Origin of the sequence: Kitasatospora sp. NPDC057518 (genome assembly GCF_042802075.1) — a bacterium.
GTDB lineage: Bacteria > Actinomycetota > Actinomycetes > Streptomycetales > Streptomycetaceae > Kitasatospora.
This window is the reverse complement of the sequence record NZ_JBHVEU010000132.1, coordinates 1-19,670: the sequence shown is the minus strand read 5'-3', so window position 1 is coordinate 19,670 and position 19,670 is coordinate 1. Positions and strand designations below refer to the sequence as shown.

The 19,670-nt window shown below is 73.9% G+C and carries 18 protein-coding genes; 8 read left to right on the top strand and 10 right to left on the bottom strand.

The window, feature by feature from the left end:
- Positions 1-59: 59 nt before the first annotated feature.
- Both ACFU7Z_RS16200 and ACFU7Z_RS16195 read right to left on the bottom strand, forming a co-directional pair.
- Complete coding sequence (locus ACFU7Z_RS16200) at positions 60-251, bottom strand: DUF5999 family protein (RefSeq protein WP_049659119.1); 192 nt, start codon at positions 249-251, stop codon at positions 60-62.
- 410 nt (positions 252-661) lie between these two features.
- Positions 662-1,234: a hypothetical protein gene (locus tag ACFU7Z_RS16195; protein WP_074004468.1), complete on the bottom strand. Its 573-nt coding sequence runs from the start codon at positions 1,232-1,234 to the stop codon at positions 662-664.
- 378 nt (positions 1,235-1,612) lie between these two features.
- Between ACFU7Z_RS16195 and ACFU7Z_RS16190 the strand changes: the two genes are divergently transcribed.
- A complete protein-coding gene (locus ACFU7Z_RS16190; RefSeq protein ID WP_049655516.1) occupies positions 1,613-3,118 on the top strand; it encodes a glutamate--cysteine ligase in 1,506 nt (501 codons plus the stop codon).
- Positions 3,119-3,213: 95 nt separating this feature from the next.
- Positions 3,214-4,002 carry a CPBP family intramembrane glutamic endopeptidase gene (locus ACFU7Z_RS16185; RefSeq protein ID WP_049655508.1) on the top strand — a complete coding sequence of 263 codons (789 nt, stop codon included), beginning with the start codon at positions 3,214-3,216 and terminating at the stop codon, positions 4,000-4,002.
- Here ACFU7Z_RS16185 and ACFU7Z_RS16180 read toward each other — a convergent pair.
- From ACFU7Z_RS16180 to ACFU7Z_RS16155, 6 genes are all read right to left on the bottom strand, one after another.
- On the bottom strand, positions 3,980-4,507 hold the full coding sequence (locus tag ACFU7Z_RS16180) for an HAD domain-containing protein (RefSeq protein WP_380777894.1): 528 nt from the start codon (positions 4,505-4,507) through the stop codon (positions 3,980-3,982). The genes ACFU7Z_RS16185 and ACFU7Z_RS16180 overlap by 23 nt on opposite strands.
- Before the next feature lie 100 nt (positions 4,508-4,607).
- Positions 4,608-5,870 carry an MFS transporter gene (locus ACFU7Z_RS16175; RefSeq protein ID WP_234348529.1) on the bottom strand — a complete coding sequence of 421 codons (1,263 nt, stop codon included), beginning with the start codon at positions 5,868-5,870 and terminating at the stop codon, positions 4,608-4,610.
- 163 nt (positions 5,871-6,033) lie between these two features.
- Complete coding sequence (locus ACFU7Z_RS16170; RefSeq protein ID WP_049655503.1) at positions 6,034-6,735, bottom strand: dienelactone hydrolase family protein; 702 nt, start codon at positions 6,733-6,735, stop codon at positions 6,034-6,036.
- A gap of 57 nt (positions 6,736-6,792) precedes the next feature.
- A complete protein-coding gene (locus ACFU7Z_RS16165) occupies positions 6,793-8,205 on the bottom strand; it encodes a sugar porter family MFS transporter (RefSeq protein WP_074004470.1) in 1,413 nt (470 codons plus the stop codon).
- Between the two features lie 117 nt (positions 8,206-8,322).
- Positions 8,323-9,060: an FMN-binding negative transcriptional regulator gene (locus ACFU7Z_RS16160; RefSeq protein WP_380777893.1), complete on the bottom strand. Its 738-nt coding sequence runs from the start codon at positions 9,058-9,060 to the stop codon at positions 8,323-8,325.
- Positions 9,061-9,074: 14 nt separating this feature from the next.
- Positions 9,075-9,746: a pyridoxamine 5'-phosphate oxidase family protein gene (locus tag ACFU7Z_RS16155; RefSeq protein WP_380777892.1), complete on the bottom strand. Its 672-nt coding sequence runs from the start codon at positions 9,744-9,746 to the stop codon at positions 9,075-9,077.
- A gap of 34 nt (positions 9,747-9,780) precedes the next feature.
- Here ACFU7Z_RS16155 and ACFU7Z_RS16150 point away from each other — a divergent pair, with 34 nt between their 5' ends.
- Together ACFU7Z_RS16150 and ACFU7Z_RS16145 are read left to right on the top strand one after the other, a co-directional pair.
- Positions 9,781-11,118 (top strand): aminotransferase class I/II-fold pyridoxal phosphate-dependent enzyme, encoded by a 1,338-nt coding sequence (locus ACFU7Z_RS16150; protein WP_380777891.1) that lies wholly within the window; start codon positions 9,781-9,783, stop codon positions 11,116-11,118.
- A gap of 254 nt (positions 11,119-11,372) precedes the next feature.
- The gene (locus ACFU7Z_RS16145; RefSeq protein ID WP_380777890.1) at positions 11,373-12,593 is read left to right on the top strand and encodes a GDSL-type esterase/lipase family protein; all 1,221 of its coding nucleotides are present in this window, start codon (positions 11,373-11,375) and stop codon (positions 12,591-12,593) included.
- Positions 12,594-12,656: 63 nt separating this feature from the next.
- Here ACFU7Z_RS16145 and ACFU7Z_RS16140 read toward each other — a convergent pair whose 3' ends face one another.
- Positions 12,657-14,015 carry an NAD(P)/FAD-dependent oxidoreductase gene (locus ACFU7Z_RS16140; RefSeq protein ID WP_049652402.1) on the bottom strand — a complete coding sequence of 453 codons (1,359 nt, stop codon included), beginning with the start codon at positions 14,013-14,015 and terminating at the stop codon, positions 12,657-12,659.
- A gap of 191 nt (positions 14,016-14,206) precedes the next feature.
- Between ACFU7Z_RS16140 and ACFU7Z_RS16135 the strand changes: the two genes are divergently transcribed.
- The 3 genes from ACFU7Z_RS16135 (at position 14,207) to ACFU7Z_RS16125 (ending at position 15,915) form a co-directional block, all read left to right on the top strand.
- Positions 14,207-14,962 (top strand): HipA family kinase, encoded by a 756-nt coding sequence (locus ACFU7Z_RS16135; protein WP_049652400.1) that lies wholly within the window; start codon positions 14,207-14,209, stop codon positions 14,960-14,962.
- On the top strand, positions 14,959-15,375 hold the full coding sequence (locus tag ACFU7Z_RS16130) for a DUF3037 domain-containing protein (RefSeq protein WP_049652398.1): 417 nt from the start codon (positions 14,959-14,961) through the stop codon (positions 15,373-15,375). The genes ACFU7Z_RS16135 and ACFU7Z_RS16130 overlap by 4 nt, the downstream gene beginning before the upstream one ends.
- An 84-nt stretch (positions 15,376-15,459) precedes the next feature.
- Positions 15,460-15,915 (top strand): MarR family winged helix-turn-helix transcriptional regulator, encoded by a 456-nt coding sequence (locus ACFU7Z_RS16125; RefSeq protein ID WP_049652396.1) that lies wholly within the window; start codon positions 15,460-15,462, stop codon positions 15,913-15,915.
- 40 nt (positions 15,916-15,955) lie between these two features.
- Here the strand turns inward: ACFU7Z_RS16125 and ACFU7Z_RS16120 are convergent, their stop codons facing one another.
- Positions 15,956-18,082 (bottom strand): HelD family protein, encoded by a 2,127-nt coding sequence (locus ACFU7Z_RS16120; RefSeq protein ID WP_380777889.1) that lies wholly within the window; start codon positions 18,080-18,082, stop codon positions 15,956-15,958.
- 118 nt (positions 18,083-18,200) lie between these two features.
- Between ACFU7Z_RS16120 and purB the strand changes: the two genes are divergently transcribed.
- Positions 18,201-19,670, top strand: a 1,470-nt coding sequence (gene purB / locus ACFU7Z_RS16115; RefSeq protein WP_380777888.1) for an adenylosuccinate lyase, incomplete at its 3' end; no start/stop codon positions are given.

Here is a 19,670-nt window from a genome sequence, read left to right as displayed (position 1 = left end):
CAGCCCTGCCCGTCTGCGCTGGTCGGCGGCTGCCCCCGCCGTACGGTCGGACCGGGTGGTCAGGCCGCGTGGGCGACGGGGCGGCGCGGGGCGATCACCCGGCCGTCGGGCAGCAGTTCGCCGGTGTCCTCGAACAGGACGACGCCGTTGCAGAGCAGGCTCCAGCCCTGCTCCGGGTGACGGGCCACCGATACGGCCGCCTCGCGGTCCTCGGACTCGGCCGTCGGGCACTCAGGACGGTGCTGGCACATGCGTACCCTCGCTTCGCTCTGCGATCCTCCCCGTGGTGCGGTCGCCGGAGGTGGTGCCGTCCGGGGCCGCCGCGGTGGTCGGATCCTGTCCGCGCGCCGGCCAAGTGTGGGCCGGCGCCCAAGTGGGTAGGACAGGGGGTCCTTCCACGCTGGTTCCCAGTGTCGGCATCCCGGGAGCCGCGCGCAGGGATTTCGTGACATGCGCCACAACTCCCGGGTAGAGATCACCCGTTCAGGTGGGGCCGACGGGAAAAGGCGCACCGGTGGGTCAGTCGGGACATGGCCCGTTGGGGCCATGCCGAATGGCCCGGACGGGTGGTCACCGTTCGGGTGAGGGTTTGGGCGCGGGCGCGGGCGCGGTCGAGGGCCGCCGGGCGGGTGGGCCCGGCGGCCCGTGGGGCGTCGGCGGGTCAGGAGGTACCGAGCAGCAGCGGCCCGGCGAGCGGGGCGCGGGCGAGCAGCGGCAGCAGTTCGGCGGCGGGCCGGGCGCGGTGCGCGGCGACGCCGAGCGGGGCCGGGGCCAGGGGGATCAGCAGGTCGCCGTCCGGGTCGGCGTCGGGGTTGTGCAGCCAGAGCGCCGTGGCGTACTGGCCGGGGAAGGTCAGCAGCCGGGGCTGCCGGCGGGTCCGGGAGCCCTGGGCGAGCTGCCAGGCCTCGCGCAGCGCCCGGACCGTCGAGTCGAGGTAGGGGCCGGCGGTGAAGTGGGAGAAGCTGTGGCCCTCGGCGCTCTGCACCACCTCGGCGGCGGCGGCCACCTCGGCGCCGTCCTTGATCAGGAAGCGCCAGCCGGTGCGGCGGGCGGCCGGCAGCTCCGGGCGCGGGCCGTTCAGGACGTGCACCGCGAGCGGGTGGGCGGGGAGCAGTGGGCCGGTCGGATGGCGCAGTGCTGCGGCGGCGGGCTGGCGCAGCGCGGTCTCCGAGTCGAGCGCGCCCAGGACGGCGCGCAGGGCGCTCGGCGGGGGCTGGGGGGTTTGCAGAGTCATGGCGGGGTCCGCCTCTCCAAGCGAGATCGGCGTGCGAGTGCGGCATACCGGCGTGGCGGGGCGACGCGTCGTCGGTGACGGGGCCGGGCCGTGTCCGGTTGTGCAGGATCGCGGTGCCGGCGCGGTCGCCGCCTCGACGAGGGCTTTCGGGGCGAGGCGGACCGGCCGGAGCGCTGTGCGAATTCGAACAGGTGCGCAGGGTGATCTGTTTATCACAGGCTGTGGTGTCGGGCAAGTCCACAGTTCGTCTGATTTTCCGTCAGATGCCTTGCATTGCAAGCCAGTACGCACGTTCGGGTATCGATCTTCGCGGTGGGCATCATGCTTGCACGGTCGGTCGACCGGGTGCTCGACGGGGTGGCTCTGGAGGAGGGGACCGTGGGCGAGAAGGTCGTGGCGACTCGGGCGGAACTGGCGGACCGGCAGCTCTACCGGCGCAAGCTCCACACGTGTCTGGACGTGCTCGGACGGATGATCCGGGAGGACCGCTTCGACCGGCCGCGGGCGGTGATGGGCCTGGAGATCGAGCTCAACCTGGCCGACGAGCAGGGCTTGCCGGCCATGAACAACGCGCAGGTGCTGAGCGCGATCGGCTCCAGCGACTTCCAGACCGAACTGGGCCGCTTCAACATCGAGGTCAACATCACGCCGCACCGGCTCTGCGGGCACGTGTTCGAGGAGCTGCGCGAGGAGATCGACACCGGGCTGCGCTACGCCGACCGGCAGGCGGCCGAGGCGGGCGCCCGGATCGTCATGGTGGGCATCCTGCCGACCCTGGAGCACGCCCACACCGGGCTGGACGCGATGAGCCACAACCAGCGGTACAGCCTGCTCAGCGACCAGATCCTGGCCGCCCGCGGGGAGGACATCGCGCTGGACATCGAGGGCGTCGAGCACCTCCAGCTGGAGTCGATCACCATGGTGGCCGAGGCCGCCGCCACCTCGCTCCAACTGCACCTCCAGGTGACCCCGCAGCGGTTCTCCTCGGTGTGGAACGCGGCCCAGGCGATCTGCGGGCCGCAGCTCGCGCTCGGCGCCAACTCGCCCTTCCTGTTCGGGCGGGAGCTGTGGCGGGAGACCCGTCCGGTGCTCTTCCAACAGGCCTGTGACACCCGTACGGCGGAGCTCAAGGCCCAGGGCGTGCGCCCGATCACCTGGTTCGGCGAGCGCTGGGTGGACTCGGCGTACGACCTGTTCGAGGAGAACCTGCGGTACTTCCCCGCGCTGCTGCCGATCTGCGACGACGAGGACCCGATGAAGGTGCTGGCCTCCGGCGGCGCGCCCAGGCTCGCCGAGATGCGGCTGCACAACGGCACCATCTACCGCTGGAACCGCCCGGTGTACGACATCGCGGGCGGGGTGGCGCACCTGAGGGTGGAGAACCGGGCGCTGCCGGCCGGGCCGACGGTCGCCGACACGCTCGCCAACGCCGCCTTCTACTACGGGCTGGTGCGGGTGCTGGCCGAGCAGCCCCGGCCGATCTGGACCCGGCTGCCGTTCGAGCGGGCGGACGAGAACTTCCAGCAGGGCGCCCGGTACGGCATCGACGCGGTGTTCCAGTGGCCGCGCTCGGGGCGGGCCGGGCGCGGCGGCGGGCTGCAGACCGTGTCCGCGGTCGACCTGGTGCTCAACGAGCTGCTGCCGATGGCCTACCAGGGGCTGGACGAGTGGGGCGTGGAGCCCGCCGACCGGGACCGTTACCTGGGCATCATCGAGCAGCGCTGCCTGCGCCGCACCAACGGCGCGTCCTGGCAGACCGCCACCTTCCACCGGCTGCGCGAGCAGTACGGGATGGACCGGCCGGCCGCGCTCGCGGCGATGACCAGGCGCTACGCCGAACTCATGCGCGGCGGCGAGCCGGTGCACACCTGGCCGGTGGGCTGAGCCCTCCCCGTCGGGGCGGTCCGGCGGCTGTGTCAGGATGATCGCTCCGGCGGTCGGCCGACGGCCGGAGCGACCGCCCGTCCGCTGGAGCCCCCGTGACCACCGTCCCGACCGCGCCGGAGACCGCGAAGCCCACCCGTCGGCTGTTCGGCGCGGAACTGCTGATCGTCCTCGGCCTCTCGCTCGGGGCCAGCGGGATCAGCGCGCTGATCAGCTTCACCGGCTCGCTCACCGAACCGCTCAAGCTCGGCCAGCAGGTTGCCACGCTGAACGGCTCGCGGGCGCCCGGGCGGCCCTGGCTGGACCTGGTGTGGCAGCTGTACTACATCGGGCGCGGGCTGATGCCGGTGGTGCTGGTCGGGTACCTGCTGGTGCGCGAGGGCGTCGCGCTGCGGGTACTGGGCTTCGACCTCGGGCAGAAGCTGCGCGACCTGGGGCGGGGCGCCGCCGTCGCGGCCGCGATCGGCGGGTCGGGGCTGGCGCTCTACCTGGCCTCGCAGGCGGCCGGGTACAACCTGACGGTGGCGCCGTCCGGGCTGCCGGACGTGTGGTGGCGGGTGCCGGTGCTGCTGCTGTCGGCCTGGCAGAACGCGATCCTGGAGGAGGTCGTCGTCCTCGGCTACCTGCTGCGCCGGGTGGGGCAGGTCGGGTGGTCCTGGCCGGCGGCGGTGGCCGCGAGTTCGGTGCTGCGCGGCTCGTACCACCTCTACCAGGGGGTCGGCGGGCTGGTCGGCAACATGGTGATGGGCGCGGTGTTCTGCCTGCTGTACCGGCGCTGGGGGCGGGTGATGCCGCTGGTGGTGGCGCACGCGCTGATCGACACGGTGGCCTTTGTCGGGTACGCGCTGCTGGCCGGGCACGTCAGCTGGCTGCCGACCCCTTGAGCGACCGCGCCCGGCCGCGCGGCGGACGGGCGAGCAGCCGGTCGACGTGTCGGCGCTCCAGGCCCTCGCCGGGGTCGACGGGCAGCAGCAGGCGGTCCCGGCGCAACCGGGAGCGGCGGACCAGCCGCGGCGGGATGACGTCGTCCACCCAGGCGAACGGCCGGTCGGCGGCGTAGCGCAGCAGCGGGGCCCACTTGGCGGCGGAGAACAGCTCCATCAGCGGGACGCGCGGGTCGCCGGGCTGCGGGACGTAGCCGGTGAAGGTGACCACCGGGAGCGGGTCCAGGCCGATCGCCGGGGCGATGTGGGTGTTCGCGTTCTCCTCCCACGTCGTCGCCCAGACCAGGTCGTACGTTCCGGAGAGCTCGCGCAGCCAGGTGCCGTGCCGGGCGGACAGCAGGACGGTGTAGCCGAACAGGGTGTGGGTGTCGAACCCGGCGTCCGGGTGGGGGCGGACCGGGTTGAGGACGCCGTCGACGTCCAGGAACAGCAGTGGCTTCGGCACCGGTGGCCCCTCGGAGACGGTGGTGTTTCCTGACACTTCGGACGTCACCCGCGCACCGGCGGTTGCCCACGGGCGGGCGCACGCGGGGCGCACAGGGGGCTCATGGAGCGGGCGCGGGCTCGCTGACGGGCACCGGTGCGTCCGTCGTGCCCCGACGGCTCAGCCGGCGCACCTGCGGGTCCAGCAGGACGACCGCGCTGAGCACCAGACAGGCGGCGGCGCACGCCCAGAGCGCGCCCGACAGGCCGAGCGCCACGGCGGCGGGGCCGGCCAGCGCGGTGCCGACCGGGGCCAGCGAGTAGGAGCCGAGCTCGTCGTACGCGGTGACCCGGGAGAACATCTCCTCGGGTATCTCCTGCTGGAGCGCGACCATCCAGTTGACGCCGAAGACGGTCACGCCGACGCCGGACAGGAACATCGCGACGACCAGCAGCGGCAGCGGCACCTCGGCGGCGAGGGCCAGGGCGGGCACGCCGAACAGGAAGACCCCCCAGTTGCCGACCAGCAGGATCCGGCGCGGCCGCCAGCGCGTCATCAGCACGCCGGTGGCCACCAGGCCGACGCCGTAGGCGGCCATCGCCAGGCCCCAGGCGCCCGCCCCGCCGAGCCGCTCCTTGGCGGCGGTCGGCCCGTACACCGACTCCACCGCGTTGATGCAGGCGACCAGCACCGAGAACTGGAGCACGATCACCCAGAGCCAGCGGCGGGAGGCGAACTCCCGCCAGCCCTCGCGCAGGTCGCGCAGCATGCTGCTGCCGGAGGACGCGGGGGCCTTCTCCGGCTCCAGGAAGAAGCGGAGGGCGGCGGCGACCAGGAAGCACAGGGCGTCCAGGGCGAGCACCCAGCCCGGGCCGACGAGGGCGGTGAGCGCCCCGCCGAGGGCGGCGCCGCCGATCTGGGAGGCGTTGAGGCCCATCCGGAAGACCGCGAAGGCGCGGGCGGCGTGTTCCTGGGGGACGGCCTGCATGATCATGCCGCCGGAGGCGGGGGAGTAGAGGGCGTAGCCGGCCCCGCCGGCCGCGGAGAGTGCCAGCATCTGCCAGAGCCGGACGTCACCGGTCAGCACCAGGGCGGCCAGGACGGCCTGGGAGACTCCGCTGAACACGTTGGCGGCGACCATGATCAGGTGGCGCGGCAGGCGGTCGGCGAGGGTGCCGCCGACCACCATCAGCAGGACGGTGGGCACCAGCCGGGCGGCGGTGACGTAGCCGACCTCTGTCGTGGTGCCGCCGGTGCCGAGCACGGCGAAGGCGGTGGCGATGGGGGCGCCGGCGTTGCCGAGGCCGCTGACCACGGTGGCGGCGGTCTGGATGCGGAAGTTGCGGCTCGCCCAGGCGAAGCGGCGTGAGGGTGGGGTCGGCACCCGGAGACTATGCCGTGGGGGCGTACGGGTGTCCATCCGGTTGTCGTACCGGGGCGTCGGGAGGGTGGGGTTTCAGCCGAGCTTGCCCCGTCGGCCGAGTCCGCCCCGTCGGCCGAGATGGCCCCGAACGTCGAGGGCTGCCCCGTCGGCCGTTCCGGCCCCGTCAGCCGAGGTGGCCCCAGAGGAAGGTGACGGTGCGGCGCCAGGCGATCCGGGCCTGGAGCGGGTCGTAGGTGCCGATCAGGTTCTCGTCGTTCATGAAGGCGTGCCCGGCCGGGTAGAAGTGGATCTCCGGGCGGACGTCGGTGGCCTCGCCGATCCGGATCGCCGCCTCGTCCACGGCGGCCATCGGGATCGAGCCGTCCAGCTCGCCGAAGTGGCCGAGCACGTGGGCGGTCAGGCCGCGGTAGTCGAAGTCCGGGTCGGGCGGCAGGCCGTAGAACGGGACCACGGCGGCCACCCTGTCGCCGGCCCGGGCGGCCAGCAGCAGGGCGAAGCCGCCGCCCATGCAGAAGCCGACCACGCCGACCGCGTCGCCGACCACGCCGTCCAGCGCGAGCAGGTGGTCGACCGCCCCGGCCAGGTCCTCCACCGCCCGGTCGACCGGCAGCTCGCGCCGGAAGCGGGCCGCCTCGGTGCCGTCGTGGGTGGTGGCGCCGCCGAACAGGTCGGGGGCGAGGACGGTGAAGCCCTCGGCGGCGAAGCGGTCGGCCATGTCGGCGATGTGCGAGGTCAGGCCCCACCACTCCTGCACCACCACCAGGCCCGGTCCGACGCCCTGCGGCGGGCGGGCCAGGTAGCCGTGCGCGGTACGGCCGTTGCTCGGGAAGGTGACGTTCTGCCGGGAGCCGCCCTGGTCAGGCATGGCTTCCTCTCGGTGGGTCGGGCCGCGAGCGGCGGGAGTTCGGCGGGGCGGTCCGGGTCAGCCCATCTCCTCCAGGGCGCGTCCCTTGGTCTCCTTGATGCAGAAGGCCACGAACGGGATGGAGAGCAGCGCGAAGGCCGCGTAGATGACGTACGTCGCGGAGAGGTTCCAGTCGGCGAGGTCCGGGAAGCTGACGGTGATCGCCCAGTTGGCGATCCACTGCGCCGAGGCGGCGACGGACAGCGCCAGCGCGCGGATCCGGTTGGGGAACATCTCGCCGAGCAAGACCCAGACCACCACGCCCCAGGAGAAGGCGAAGCAGAGCACGAAGACGTGCGCGGCGACCAGGGCGACGGTGGCGTGGGTGTTGTCCAGGGTGGCGGTGTCGCCGGTGCCCTCCCGGTAGGAGAACGCCCAGGCGGCGGTGCCCAGCGCGGCCGCCATGCCGATCGAGCCGGCCAGGGCGAGCGGCTTGCGGCCGATCCGGTCCACCAGGGCCATCGCGATCACCGTGCCGATCACGTTGATGATCGAGGTGGAGAGGCTGATCAGCAGCGAGTTGGACTCGTTGATGCCGACCGACTGCCACAGCAGGGACGAGTAGTAGAAGATCACGTTGATGCCGACGAACTGCTGGAACACCGAGGCGCCGATGCCGACCCAGACGATCGGCAGCAGGCCGAAGCGGCCGCCCATCAGGTCCTTCATCCGGGGCTTGTGGCTGGACTCCAGCACCGAGCGGATCTCCGCGACCCGGGCGTCCAGGTCCACGCCCTCGCCCTCGACCTCGACCAGCACCTTGCGGGCCTGCTCCTCGCGGTGGTCGGCGATCAGGAAGCGCGGCGACTCCGGGATGGCGAGCGCCATCAGCCCGTACACCAGGGCCGGGATGGCCTCGACGCCGAGCATCCACTGCCAGGCCTGGATGCCGCCGAGGTGGTTGGTGGACTCGCCGCCGGCGGCCTGGTTGAGGGCCCAGTTGGCGAGCTGGGAGACGGTGATGCCGAGCACGATCGCCATCTGCTGGAAGGAGGCGAGCCGGCCGCGGTACGCGGTCGGGGCGACCTCGGCGATGTAGGTCGGGGCGATCACCGAGGCGATGCCGATCGCGATGCCGCCGACCACGCGCCAGGTGGCGAGGGTCTCGATGTTCGGCGGGAACATCGAGCCGATGCCGCTGGCCGCGAACAGGGCGGCGGCCAGCAGCATCGTGCGGACCCGGCCGAGGCGGTCGGCGAGCCGGCCGGCGATCACCGCGCCCACCGCCGAGCCGAGCAGCGCGATCGCCACCACGAAGGCGGTGGTGCCGTGGCCGACCCCGAAGTGCTTCTGGATGCCCGTCACGGCGCCGTTGATCACCGCGCTGTCGTAGCCGAACAGGAAGCCGCCCATGGCGGCGGCCGCCGAGATGAACACCACGTGGCCGAGGTGGGCCTCGCCGGCCGCCCGTTGGCTGTTGACTGAGGACACGCGCGCTCCCGGGGGTGGACGGGCCCGCTCTGACGCCGAGTGGGCAGGGCTCGTCTCACATTCGAGCAGCGCGGCGGCCGACCTGCCCGAGGGGGCGGCCGACCGGGTGATCCGGGGTCAGTCGGCGGCGCGCGGCCGCTCGGTGCGCCGGTCGACGGTGCGCGGGAGGTCGGCGCGGGGGGCGTCGCCCACGGGGCCGGCCGCGCCCCGCGGCTCGTCCGTGCGCCGCCGGTGACGGCGGAGCAGCTGGGCCCGGGCGGCGGCGTACTGGTCGCGGCCGCGCCCCCGGCCGTCGGCGCGTTCGGCGAGCCGGTCGGCGATCGCGTACTGCGCCTCGGCGGGCTTCTTGTCGTCGTACTTGAACTTGGCCCGCACCTCGTCGACGGTCAGCCGGAGCCCGCGCAGGCCGGGCAGCTGCCGGGCCAGCTCGCCCTCGCCGGGCACCACCCGGACCTCCGGCGTCTCGGGCTGGAAGTGCGCCAGCTGGCGGTTGAGGATCTCCGCCTTGCCGGCCGCGGACTCCACCACCTCGGCGGTGCAGTGGAAGTGGACCGAGGCGTAGTAGCTGGTGGGCGTGCCCGGTGCGCCGCGCCAGTGGCCCGGGGCGAAGGCGTAGCCGTCGGTGACCGCGAGGGTGACCTTCGGGTCGGCCCGGGCGGCGGCCAGCAGCGGGTTGGGCGCGGCGAGGTGGAGCAGGATCTCGCCGCGGTCGGCGTCCAGCAGGAAGTGCGTCGGGACCAGCACCGGCCCCTCGCCGGGGCCGCCGTTGGCGGCGAGCAGGCCGAAGTCGCGGCCCTCGGCCAGCCAGGCGCGCCACTCGGCCTCGTCGCCGCGGTCCCAGGATCTGATCAGCACGGGTGGGCCTCCCGTCAGCGGGGGTAGCCGCGCAGGTGCGCGGGGAGCGGGACGGTGGTGCCGGGGTGCGGCTCGGGGGTGCCGTGCACGGTGGTGACCGGGATCAGCCCGGACCAGTACGGCAGGCCGGTGTCCTCCGGGTCGTCGGCGGCGCCGTCCTCCCGGGTCTTGGCCGAGACCTCGTCCAGCTCCAGCCGGACGACGGCGGTGGCGGCGAGCTCCTTGGCGTTGGCCGGACGGACCTCGGCGGAGCGCCCCGGTATCGCGTGGTCGACCAGGGCGGCGAGCGCGACGTCCAGCTCCTCGGGGTCGGTGACCTGGTGCGCGGTGCCGTGGGCGACCACCGAGCGGAAGTTCACCGAGTGGTTGAACGCGGACTTGGTCAGCACCAGCGCGTCGACCTGGGTGACGGTGACGCACACCGGCATGCCCTGCTCGCCGGAGGCGTTGCGCATCGGGCGGCTTCCGGTGGAGCCGTGGACATAGAGCCGGCTGCCGACCCGGGCGAAGATCGTCGGCAGGACCACGGGGGCGCCGTCGACGACGAAGCCGAGGTGGCAGATGTAGGCGCTGTCGAGGATGGCGTGGATCGCCTCCTGCTCCCAGGTGGCCCGGTCCCGGTAGCGGGTGGGGGTGGTCCTGGGGGTGCGGGAGTAGCTGGGCGAGTCTTCCGGGTTGGCCGACATGACATCCTCTATGTACTAGTGCATACTTAGCTTTGTGCTAGGAGACTATCCGCTGAAAGGGCGACGCGCCAGCGAAATCGCGGCCCACGTCGAGCAGGGCGTGAGCAGCGGGCAGCTCGCCCCGGGAACCGCGCTGCCCCCGCTGCGCGACCTCGCCGCCGAACTGGGCGTCAACCCCAACACCGTCGCCGCCGCCTACCGGCTGCTGCGCGACCGCGGCGTGATCGAGACCGCCGGCCGCAAGGGCAGCCGCATCCTGCCCAGACCCGCGCTCACCCCGCGCGACCAGATCCGCATCCCCGTCCCGCCGCACGCCCGTGACCTGTCCACCGGCAACCCCGACCCGGCCCTGCTGCCCGACCTCGCCCAGGCCCTCGCGGCCGCCGCCGAGGCCGCGCGCACCGACCCCGTGCTGTACGGGCACGCCGGCGTCGACCCGCGGCTGCTCGCGCTCGCCCGCGCCTCCTTCGAGGCCGACGGCCTGCCCGGCGGCCCGATCGCCGTCGCCTCCGGCTCGCTGGACACCGTCGAACGGATCCTCGGCGCCCGGCTGCGCCCCGGCGACGCGGTGGCCGTCGAGGACCCGGGCTGGGGCAGCCTGCTCGACCTGCTGCCCGCGCTGGGGCTGAAGCAGGTGCCCGTCCGGCTGGACGACGAGGGCCCGCTGCCGGGGTCGCTGGCCGCCGCGCTGGCCGAGGGCGTCCGGGCTGTGGTGGTCACCAGCCGGGCGCAGAACCCGACCGGTGCGGCGCTCACCGCGCGGCGGGCCGAGGCGCTCAAGGCCGTCCTGGCCGAGCACCCCGGGGTGCTGCTGATCGAGGACGACCACGGGCACGGCATGGTCGACCAGCCGTACCACCCGCTGGTCGGGGCGGGCACCCGGCACTGGGCGGTGGTGCGCTCGGCGGCCAAGGCGTACGGGCCGGACCTGCGGGTCTCGGTGGCGGTCGGGGACGAGGAGACGATCGGACGGGTGACCGGCCGGCTGCGGCTGGGCGCCGGCTGGGTCAGCCACCTGCTTCAGCGCACCGTCGCGGAGCTGTGGAGCGGCGACGCCGCGCCGGCCGACCGGGTGGCCGCCGCGTACCGGGCCCGGCGGGACGCGCTGCTGGACGAGCTGGCGGCGCGCGGGATCGCGGCGCACGGGCGGAGCGGACTGAACGTCTGGGTGCCGGTGCCGGACGAGACCTCGGTGCTGGCGGCGCTGGTGCAGCGCGGCTGGGTCGCGGCGCCCGGCGCGCGGTACCGGATCCAGTCGCCGCCCGGGCTGCGGTTCACCACGGCGCGGCTGGAGGCGGCCCACGCGCGGGAGCTGGCGGAGGACCTGGCGGCGGTGCTGGGGGCGGGCGGGGGCGGATCGCGGCTGGTGTGAGTCGTGGTCGGGCCCTGGGGTGCGGGGCGGGTGGGGCAGGTGTGGCGGGTGTGAACCGCGGGCGGCGTCCGGGCGTCGCCCGCCCGGTTGGTCTGAACCCGGCGGTAACAAAAGCGGAAACCTCCCGCAGACGCCTAGCGGTGGTGGGCGCGCGCATGTCATCTTCATCGCGCCACCGGCCGGCGGCCCACCCTCACCCAGGCGTCCTCCCGTTCCCCGTTTCCCCGGGAGGACCGAGCCGCAGGAGTTCCGCAGTGCCCGAGAACTGTTCGAGCAGCGCCCGCAGCACCCGCAGTGCCCGCAGCCCCGGCCGACGGCTGCTCGCCGCGGCCCTGGCCCTCCCGATCGCCGTCGCGGGCCTGGCCGTCGCCTCGCCGGCCTCCGCCGCTCCGTCCACCCCGGCCGCACCGGCCGTCCTGCCGTCCGGGCCCACCGCCAGCGTCACCCTCGGCGACAGCTACATCTCCGGCGAGGCCGGCCGCTGGAAGGGCAACGCGGCCGGCACCGGCGGCGGCCGCAACGGCACCGACCGGGCCTGGACCGGCAGTTCGTACGACCCCTCGCGGGTCTACGGCGCCACCGCCGCGAGCGGGTGCGACCGCTCGGACGTCGCCGAGGTGCTCAGCGCCTCGACCGGGGCCCAGAACGAGATCGACCTGGCCTGCTCCGGCGCCGTCAGCGCCAACGTCTTCCGCGCCGCCAACGGCGGCCAGTCGCTCAAGGGCGAGGCCCCGCAGGCCGACCAACTCGCCACCGTGGCACGGCAGAACAACGTCAAGCTGATCACCCTGTCGATCGGCGGCAACGACCTGGGCTTCTCGGACGTCATCTCCACCTGCGTGCAGGACTACCTGATCTGGTACTCCTACTGCCACGACTCCGCGCAGTCCGGGATCGACGCCAAGATGCCCGCCGCGATGGCCGGGGTCGGCAAGGCGATCGACGAGATCCGCGCGGTGATGACCGGCGCCGGCTACGCGCAGTCGGACTACCGCCTGGTGCTGCAGTCCTACCCGTCGCCGATCCCGCGCGGCGCCGAGATGCGGTACCCGGAGAGCGGCTGGACCCGCTCCAACACCGGCGGCTGCCCGTTCTGGGACGGGGACGCCGACTGGGCCCGCGACTCGATGGTGCCGCAGATCTCCCAGGCGCTGGCGGGCGTCGCCGCCGCCAAGGGCGCGCAGTTCCTGGACCTGTCGGACATGCTGCAGGGCCGCGAGGTCTGCTCGACGGCCACCCGGCAGCCGACCGCGAGCTCCGGCCCGTCCGCGACCACCAGCGAGTGGGCGCGCTTCCTGGACGGCGGCCTCAACTCCACGCAGGGCGTGCTGCAGGAGTCGATGCACCCCAACTACTACGGCCAGCAGGCGGTCGGGCGCTGCCTGACGCTGCTGTGGGCGCGCCCGAGCGGTGACTACGCGTGCCGCAACACGGCCGGGCAGGACGCGAGCGGGATGTACCTCACCGCACGGTGAGCACACGGTTCGGCGCCCCCGCGGCCTCGGCCGTGGGGGCGCCGTTCCGCCGTTCCGCCGTGCTCAGCCCTTGGCGAGCAGGGACTGGGCGTGCGCGATGACCTGATCCTTCGTCAGGTACGCGTCGGTGTACTCGAAGTCCTGCAGCCGGGCGGGCTGGCGGGCGAGGAAGCCGGTCCGGACGAAGTCGTCGCCGGCGGTCGCGTTGAGCAGCCAGTTGGCGCCCACCCGGAACTTGGCAGCGTTGGTGCGCATCGCCATCAGGTGGTAGCCGCGCGCCACCAGCTGGGCGGGCACCCCGCGCAGCTCGATGCCGAGCGGCTTGGAGACCGCGTCCTTGCCGCCGAGGTCGACCACCAGGCCCAAGTCCTTGTGGTAGTACGGCTCCAGGGGCTGGTTGCGGAGCGAGGCGATCACGTTGTTCGCGACCGCGCGGCCCTGGCGGGCGGAGTGCTGGGCGGTCGGCGGGCAGACCGCGCCGTCGCCCTTGGCGAGGTCGGGGACGGCGGCGGCGTCGCCGAGCGCGAACACGCCCTCGAACTGCGGCACCCGCATCTCCGCCGTCACGGCGAGCCGGCCGCGGACCGTCTCGGCGTCCAGGGTGCCGATCAGCGGGCTCGCGGCCACCCCGGCCGTCCAGATCAGGGTGCGGCAGGGGAGCACCCGGCCGTCGGTGAACTTGACCGTCTCGGCGCCGACTTCGGCCACCGAGACGCCCAACGACACCTCGATGCCGCGGTCGCGCAGCACCTCCAGGGCGGCCTCGCCGAGCGGGTCGCCGAGCTCCGGCATCAGCTTCGGGGCGATGTCGATCAGGTGCCACTTGATCTGCCGGGCGTCCAGACGCGGGTAGCGGTGGGCGGCGGCGGTGGTCAGGCGCTGGAGGCAGGCGGCCGTCTCGGTGCCCGCGTAGCCGCCGCCGACCACCACGAACTGGAGCCGGGACTCGCGCTCCTTCTGGTCCAAGGTGGCCGAGGCGAGGTCGAGTTGGGCGATCACGTGGTCGCGGACGTAGGCCGCCTCGGCGAGCGTCTTCATGCCGCGGGCGTAGTCGGTGAGGCCGGGGATGTCGAAGGTACGGGTGACGCTGCCGGGGGCGAGCACCAGGACGTCGTACTTCTGCGCCACCACCTCGTCGGTGATCTTGCGGACGACGCACACCTTGGAGGCCGGGTCCACACCGATGGCGCCGCCGGGGACGATGTGGGTGCGGCGCAGCGTACGGCGCAGCGAGACGGCCACGGACTGCGGGGTGAGGACGCCGGCCGCGACATGGGGGAGGAGGGGGAGGTAGAGCTGGTAGCTGAACGGCGTGACCAGCGAGATCTCGGCCTCCGACGGTGACAGCTTGTGTTCGAGGCGGCGGGCGCACTCCAGGCCGGCGAAGCCACCGCCCACGATCAGGATCCGAGGTCGTTCCATCGCTCATCCCTTTGCCGTGAAGGTCCCCATTACTGTCCGCCACACTCGCACGGAGCAGCGGGGGCTGCCACCGGGGCGGGGCCGTGGGGGTGGGGTGGAGGAGGGCGGGGAGAAAAGGGAGAAGAGGGAGAACGGGGTGGCGGCGGGAGGGGGAGAGAGGAAAGGGCGGCGACACCGATAGGCTGTCGGCCGTGCTACCCGAGGTGACGGCGATCCGGTACGTGACGCCACTGCGAGAAGGCGGCTCGATGCCGGGCCTGGTCGAGGCCGACGATCGGCGGCTGTACGCGCTGAAATGGGTCGGTGCGGCGCAGGGCCGCAAGGCGTTGGTCGCGGAGGTGCTGGCCGGGGAGCTCGGCCGGCGGCTCGGGCTGCCGGTGCCGGAGCTGGTGACGGTCGACCTGGACCCGGTGCTCGCGCGCAGCGAGCCGGACCACCAGATCCAGGACCAGATGAGGGCCAGCGGCGGGACCAACCTCGGGATGGCCTTCGTCAGCGGCGCGCTCAACTTCGACCCGCTCTGCTTCGAGGTGGATCCGGAGCTCGCCGGGCAGGTGCTCTGGTTCGACGCGCTGATCGGCAACGTCGACCGCTCCTGGCGCAACCCCAACCTGCTGGTGGCGACCGGCGGGCTGCGGCTGATCGACCACGGCGCGAGCCTGATCTTCCACCACAACTGGCCGGGTGCCGCCGCCTGGATCCGCCGTCCGTACGACGCCTCCGACCACGCGCTGCTGGGGGCCCGGCCGGACCTGGCGGCGGCCGACAAGGCGCTCGCGCCGCTCGCCGAGGCGGCGATCGAGGGCGCGGTGGCGCAGATCCCCGAGGTCTGGCTGGTGGACGAGTTCGGCTTCGACTCGCCCGACGAGGTGCGCGCCGCGTACCGGACCCAGCTGACCGAGCGACTGGCCGGTCCGCGCGACTGGCTGCCGGAGGTGCCCGCATGACCGAGTTCACGCTGTCCGTGCTGCCGGCCACCGTCGAGCTGCACGACTACGAGTACGCCGTGATCCGCGCGGTGCCGAGGGTCGAGCGCGGCGAGTGCGTCAACGTCGGGGTGCTGCTGTACTGCCGACAGGAATCGCATCTGGCCGCCCGGACCCACCTGGACCAGGCCCGGCTGCTGGCGCTGGACCCGGTGGCGGACGTGCAGGGCGTGCGGCGGGCGCTGCAGGGGATCGAGGCGGTCTGCCACGGCGGCCCGCAGGCCGGTCCGGCGGCGGGGGACAGCGCCGGGCAGCGGTTCCGCTGGCTGACCGCGCCGCGCAGCGCGATCGTCCAGCCGGGGCCGGTGCACACCGGGCTGACCGCGGACCCGGAGGCGGAGCTCCGGCGGCTGTTCGACCAGCTGGTGCTCTGACACCGGAGGGTTCCGGGGCGGCTCGCGGACGGTTGCCGTGGTCAAAGCTTGAGTTGCTGAAGCACCTGGTCGTACTCTGGCCCCATGGGTTCGACAGCGACGACGACCGTACCGACCAACGCCGAGTTGATGGAGGCGCTGGCCTCCGTCGGTGCGGCGTACTTCCAGGACTTCGCGGCCGCCGCGGCCCGGCACGGGCTCTCCTCCTCGCAGGCCAAGGCGCTGGGCGCGGTGCAGGAGCCGGTGCCGATGCGCGCGCTGGCCGGGAGGCTCGGCTGCGACGCCTCGAACGTCACCGGGATCGTGGACCGGCTGGAGTCGCTGGGCCTGGCCAACCGGGAGGCGGCGGCCGGTGACCGCCGGGTGAAGATCGTGGTGATCACGGCCGAGGGCCGGGAGATCCTGAACCGCATCCGCGGCGAGATGGCCCGGACTCATCAGGCCTTCGAGGCGATGACCGACGAGCAGCGGATCGCCCTGCACTCGATCTGCTCCCAGGTGCTGCCGGTGCTGGCCGGTCGTACGGGCGGCGCGCAGTAGGACCCCGCGCCGCCCGTACGCCACCAGTGCTTCGTCCCGGTCAGAGCAGCCCGGCGAGTTCCGGTGGCAGCGGCCGGTGGTGGAGCAGGGTGAGTGAGCGGGTGGTCCGGGTCAGGGCGACGTAGAGGTCGCGCGGGGCGAGCGCGGCCGGCTCGACCACCACGACCGCGTCGAATTCCAGCCCCTTGGCGTCCGCGACGGTGAGTGCGTCCAGCTCCGCGGCCAGGGCGTCCGGTGCGATCACGCCGAGGGTGCCCGGGCCGACGGGCAGCCGGGCGAGCGCGGCGGCGAAGCCGCCCGCCGGGACGCGGACCGCGCGGGGCCGCTCGGTGCCCGGGCGGATGGACTCGGGCGGCCGGTGGCCGGGTACGGCGGTGCGCAGCACGGCGGCGGCGAGGGTCATGACGGGCTCCGGCGTGCGGTAGTTGACGGTGAGCCGTTCCTCGCGCCAGCGGCCGGGCAGGTGCGGGTCGAGCGTCTCGGCCCAGCTGCGGGCGCCGGCGGGCGAGCCGGTCTGGGCGAGGTCGCCGACGATGGTGAGCGAGGTGGTCGGGACGCGCCGCAGGACGGCGCGCCAGGCCATCGCGGACAGCTCCTGCGCCTCGTCCACGACGACGTGGCCGTACGCCCAGGTGCGGTCGGCGGCGGCGCGTTCGGCGGTGGAGCGGTACGGGCCGTCGTCGCGGAAGCGCTCGGCCAGGGCGGCGGAGTCCAGCAGCACGTCGTCGGTCTGCCCGGTGATGGTCAACACGCCCTGGGCGAAGGCCAGTTCGTCCGGGTCTTGACCGGTGGGGGCCGAGGGCCCCTCGGTACCCAGGAGTTCGGCGGCCTCGTCGAGCAGCGGGACGTCCTCGGCCGTCCACTCGGAGCCGGGCGGGCGGAGCAGGGCGGTCGCGTGCTCGGGGGCCGCTGAGGCGAGCAACTCCCGGTCGGTGAGCAGGCGTTCGAGCAGCTGCCGCGGGGTGAGCCGGGGCCAGAGCGGGTCGAGCGCGGCGCGGACGTCCGGCCGCTCCCACAGCTCGCGCGGGGCGTAGTGCGCCTCCTCGTCGTCGTACGGTCGGCCGAGGCTGAGCGCCTGGCCGATCGCGAGGGCGTCGAGCAGGGTGCCCAGATAGAAGGCGCGGGCCCGGTTGTGCGGCAGTCGCAGGCCGCGGGCGGCGTCCCGGGCCTCGGCGCAGGCCCGGGCGGAGACCCGCAGCCCCTCGCCGAGGTCCAGGCCCTCGACGGGGGCCGTCTGGTGGGCGGCCACGGCGGCGCGGAGCACCCCGGCCATCCAGGGGCCGCCCTTGGCGAAGGCGGCGGCGGGGTCGTCGGTGCCGGTGGCGGCGAGGCCGGGGAGGAGTTCGGCGACGGTGCGGAGCACCACCTCGGTCTCGCCGAGGGCGGGCAGCACCTCCTCGATGTACCGCAGGAAGCCGGGGTTGGGGCCGATCACCAGGACGCCCCGGCGCTCCAGCGCGGCGCGGTGGGTGAACAGCAGGTAGGCGGCGCGGTGCAGGGCGGCCAGCGTCTTCCCGGTGCCGGGGCCGCCCTGGACGACCAGGGCGCCGCGCAGCGGGGAGCGGATCACCCGGTCCTGCTCGGCCTGGATGGTGGCGACGGCGGTGCCCATCCGGCCGGTGCGCTCGCGGTCGAGGGCGGCGAGCAGGGCGGCTTCGCCGACCAGGGTGCCGCGGCCGGACTCGTCCAGCCCGGCGAGGTCGAGCGCCTCGTCGTCGAGGCCGGTGACGGTGCGGCCCCGGGTGTGCAGGTGGCGGCGGCGCACCACCGGGCCGGGGTGGACGGGGGTCGCGGTGTAGAAGGGGCGGGCGGCCGGCGCGCGCCAGTCGAGCAGCAGCGGTTCGTACGTCTCGTCGGTCAGGCCGGTGCGGCCGATGTAGTGGACGGTGCCGTCGCGCTCGTCGAGCCGGCCGAAGCAGAGGCCGCGCTCGACCGCCTCCAGTCGGGCGGCGTGGCGGGCGGCTTCGCGGGCGCGCACCTCGCGCTCCAGTCGGGCCTGGTGGGTGCCGCCGGATCCGGCGCCGTCGTGGGCGCCGTCGGCGGTGCGGCGGGCCCGTTCACGCTCGGTGTCCAGCCGGGCGTAGAGCCGGGTGAGGTGGGCCTGCTCGGTGCGCAGGGCCGCGGCGAGGGCGCTGGAGTCCCGCGCGGTCACTGGCGGTTCGCTCATCGGTGTGGTATCCTTGCGGTGAGAAGGCTGCGAAGCGTCATCTGAAAGGCGCTCAATTGACCCAGCCTACCCCATCCGCCGACGTCCGGCGTGACCTCGGCTGTTACTCTTGCGAAGCGTGAGCGCGAAGCCCCAGATCCCCAATGTCCTGGCCTCCCGGTACGCCTCGGCGACCCTGGCCCAGCTGTGGTCCCCCGAGCACAAGGTGGTCCTCGAGCGCCACCTGTGGCTCGCCGTCCTGAAGGCCCAGCAGGACCTCGGCGTCGAGGTTCCGGCGACCGCCGTCGCCGACTACGAGCGGGTGATCGACCAGGTCGACCTCGGCTCGATCGCCGCCCGTGAGCGGGTCACCCGCCACGACGTGAAGGCCCGGATCGAGGAGTTCAGCGAGCTCGCCGGGCACGAGCAGATCCACAAGGGAATGACCTCCCGGGACCTGACCGAGAACGTCGAGCAGCTGCAGATCCGCCAGTCCCTGGAGCACGTGCGGGACCGCACGGTGGCCGTGCTGGTGCGCCTGGCCAAGCTGTCCGCCCAGCACGCCGAGCTGGTCATGGCCGGCCGCTCGCACAACGTGGCCGCGCAGGCCACCACCCTGGGCAAGCGGTTCGCGTCGATCACCGACGAGCTGCTGGTCGCCTTCCGCCGCCTCGAGGAGCTGATCGCCCGCTACCCGCTGCGCGGGATCAAGGGCCCGGTCGGCACCGCCCAGGACATGCTCGACCTCCTCGGTGGCGACACCGACAAGCTGGCCGAGCTGGAGCGCCGGGTCGCCGGGCACCTCGGTTTCGAGAACGTGCTGACCAGCGTCGGCCAGGTCTACCCGCGCTCGCTGGACTTCGAGGTGCTCACCGCCCTCGTCCAGCTGGCCGCCGCGCCGTCCAGCCTGGCCAAGACCATCCGCCTGATGGCCGGCCACGAGCTGGTCACGGAGGGCTTCAAGGAGGGCCAGGTCGGCTCCTCCGCGATGCCCCACAAGATGAACACCCGCTCCTGCGAGCGCGTCAACGGCCTGGCCGTCATCCTGCGCGGCTACGCCTCGATGACCGGCGAGCTGGCCGGCGACCAGTGGAACGAGGGCGACGTCTCCTGCTCGGTGGTGCGCCGGGTCGCGCTGCCGGACGCGTTCTTCGCCTTCGACGGCCTGCTGGAGACCTTCCTGACCGTCCTCGACGAGTTCGGCGCCTTCCCCGCGGTGATCGAGGCCGAGCTGGACCGCTACCTGCCGTTCCTCGCCACCACCAAGGTGCTGATGGGCGCGGTGCGCGCGGGCGTCGGCCGGGAGACCGGGCACGAGGTCATCAAGGAGCACGCCGTCGCCTCCGCGCTGGCGATGCGCGCGGGCGCCCGGGAGAACGAGCTGCTGGACCGGCTGGCCGCCGACGAGCGGATCCCGCTGGACCGGGCCGCGCTGGACGCGCTGCTCGCCGACCGGCTGTCCTTCACCGGCGCGGCCGGCGCCCAGGTCGCCGAGGTGGTCCGCCAGGTGGAGGCCGTCGCGGCCGCCTACCCGGAGGCCGCCAAGTACGCGCCCGGCGACATCCTTTTAAGTATATTCAGCCCTGTGCCGATGGAGACTGTGGCTGAT

Coding starts and splice junctions, on each gene's coding strand:
- ACFU7Z_RS16155 (WP_380777892.1), bottom strand. CDS start 9,746: ATGTCGGCCAACCCGGAAGACTCGCCCAGCTACTCCCGCACCCCCAGG.
- ACFU7Z_RS16125 (WP_049652396.1), top strand. CDS start 15,460: ATGGGTTCGACAGCGACGACGACCGTACCGACCAACGCCGAGTTGATG.
- ACFU7Z_RS16170 (WP_049655503.1), bottom strand. CDS start 6,735: ATGCCTGACCAGGGCGGCTCCCGGCAGAACGTCACCTTCCCGAGCAAC.
- ACFU7Z_RS16120 (WP_380777889.1), bottom strand. CDS start 18,082: ATGAGCGAACCGCCAGTGACCGCGCGGGACTCCAGCGCCCTCGCCGCG.
- ACFU7Z_RS16130 (WP_049652398.1), top strand. CDS start 14,959: ATGACCGAGTTCACGCTGTCCGTGCTGCCGGCCACCGTCGAGCTGCAC.
- ACFU7Z_RS16140 (WP_049652402.1), bottom strand. CDS start 14,015: ATGGAACGACCTCGGATCCTGATCGTGGGCGGTGGCTTCGCCGGCCTG.
- ACFU7Z_RS16200 (WP_049659119.1), bottom strand. CDS start 251: ATGTGCCAGCACCGTCCTGAGTGCCCGACGGCCGAGTCCGAGGACCGC.
- ACFU7Z_RS16195 (WP_074004468.1), bottom strand. CDS start 1,234: ATGACTCTGCAAACCCCCCAGCCCCCGCCGAGCGCCCTGCGCGCCGTC.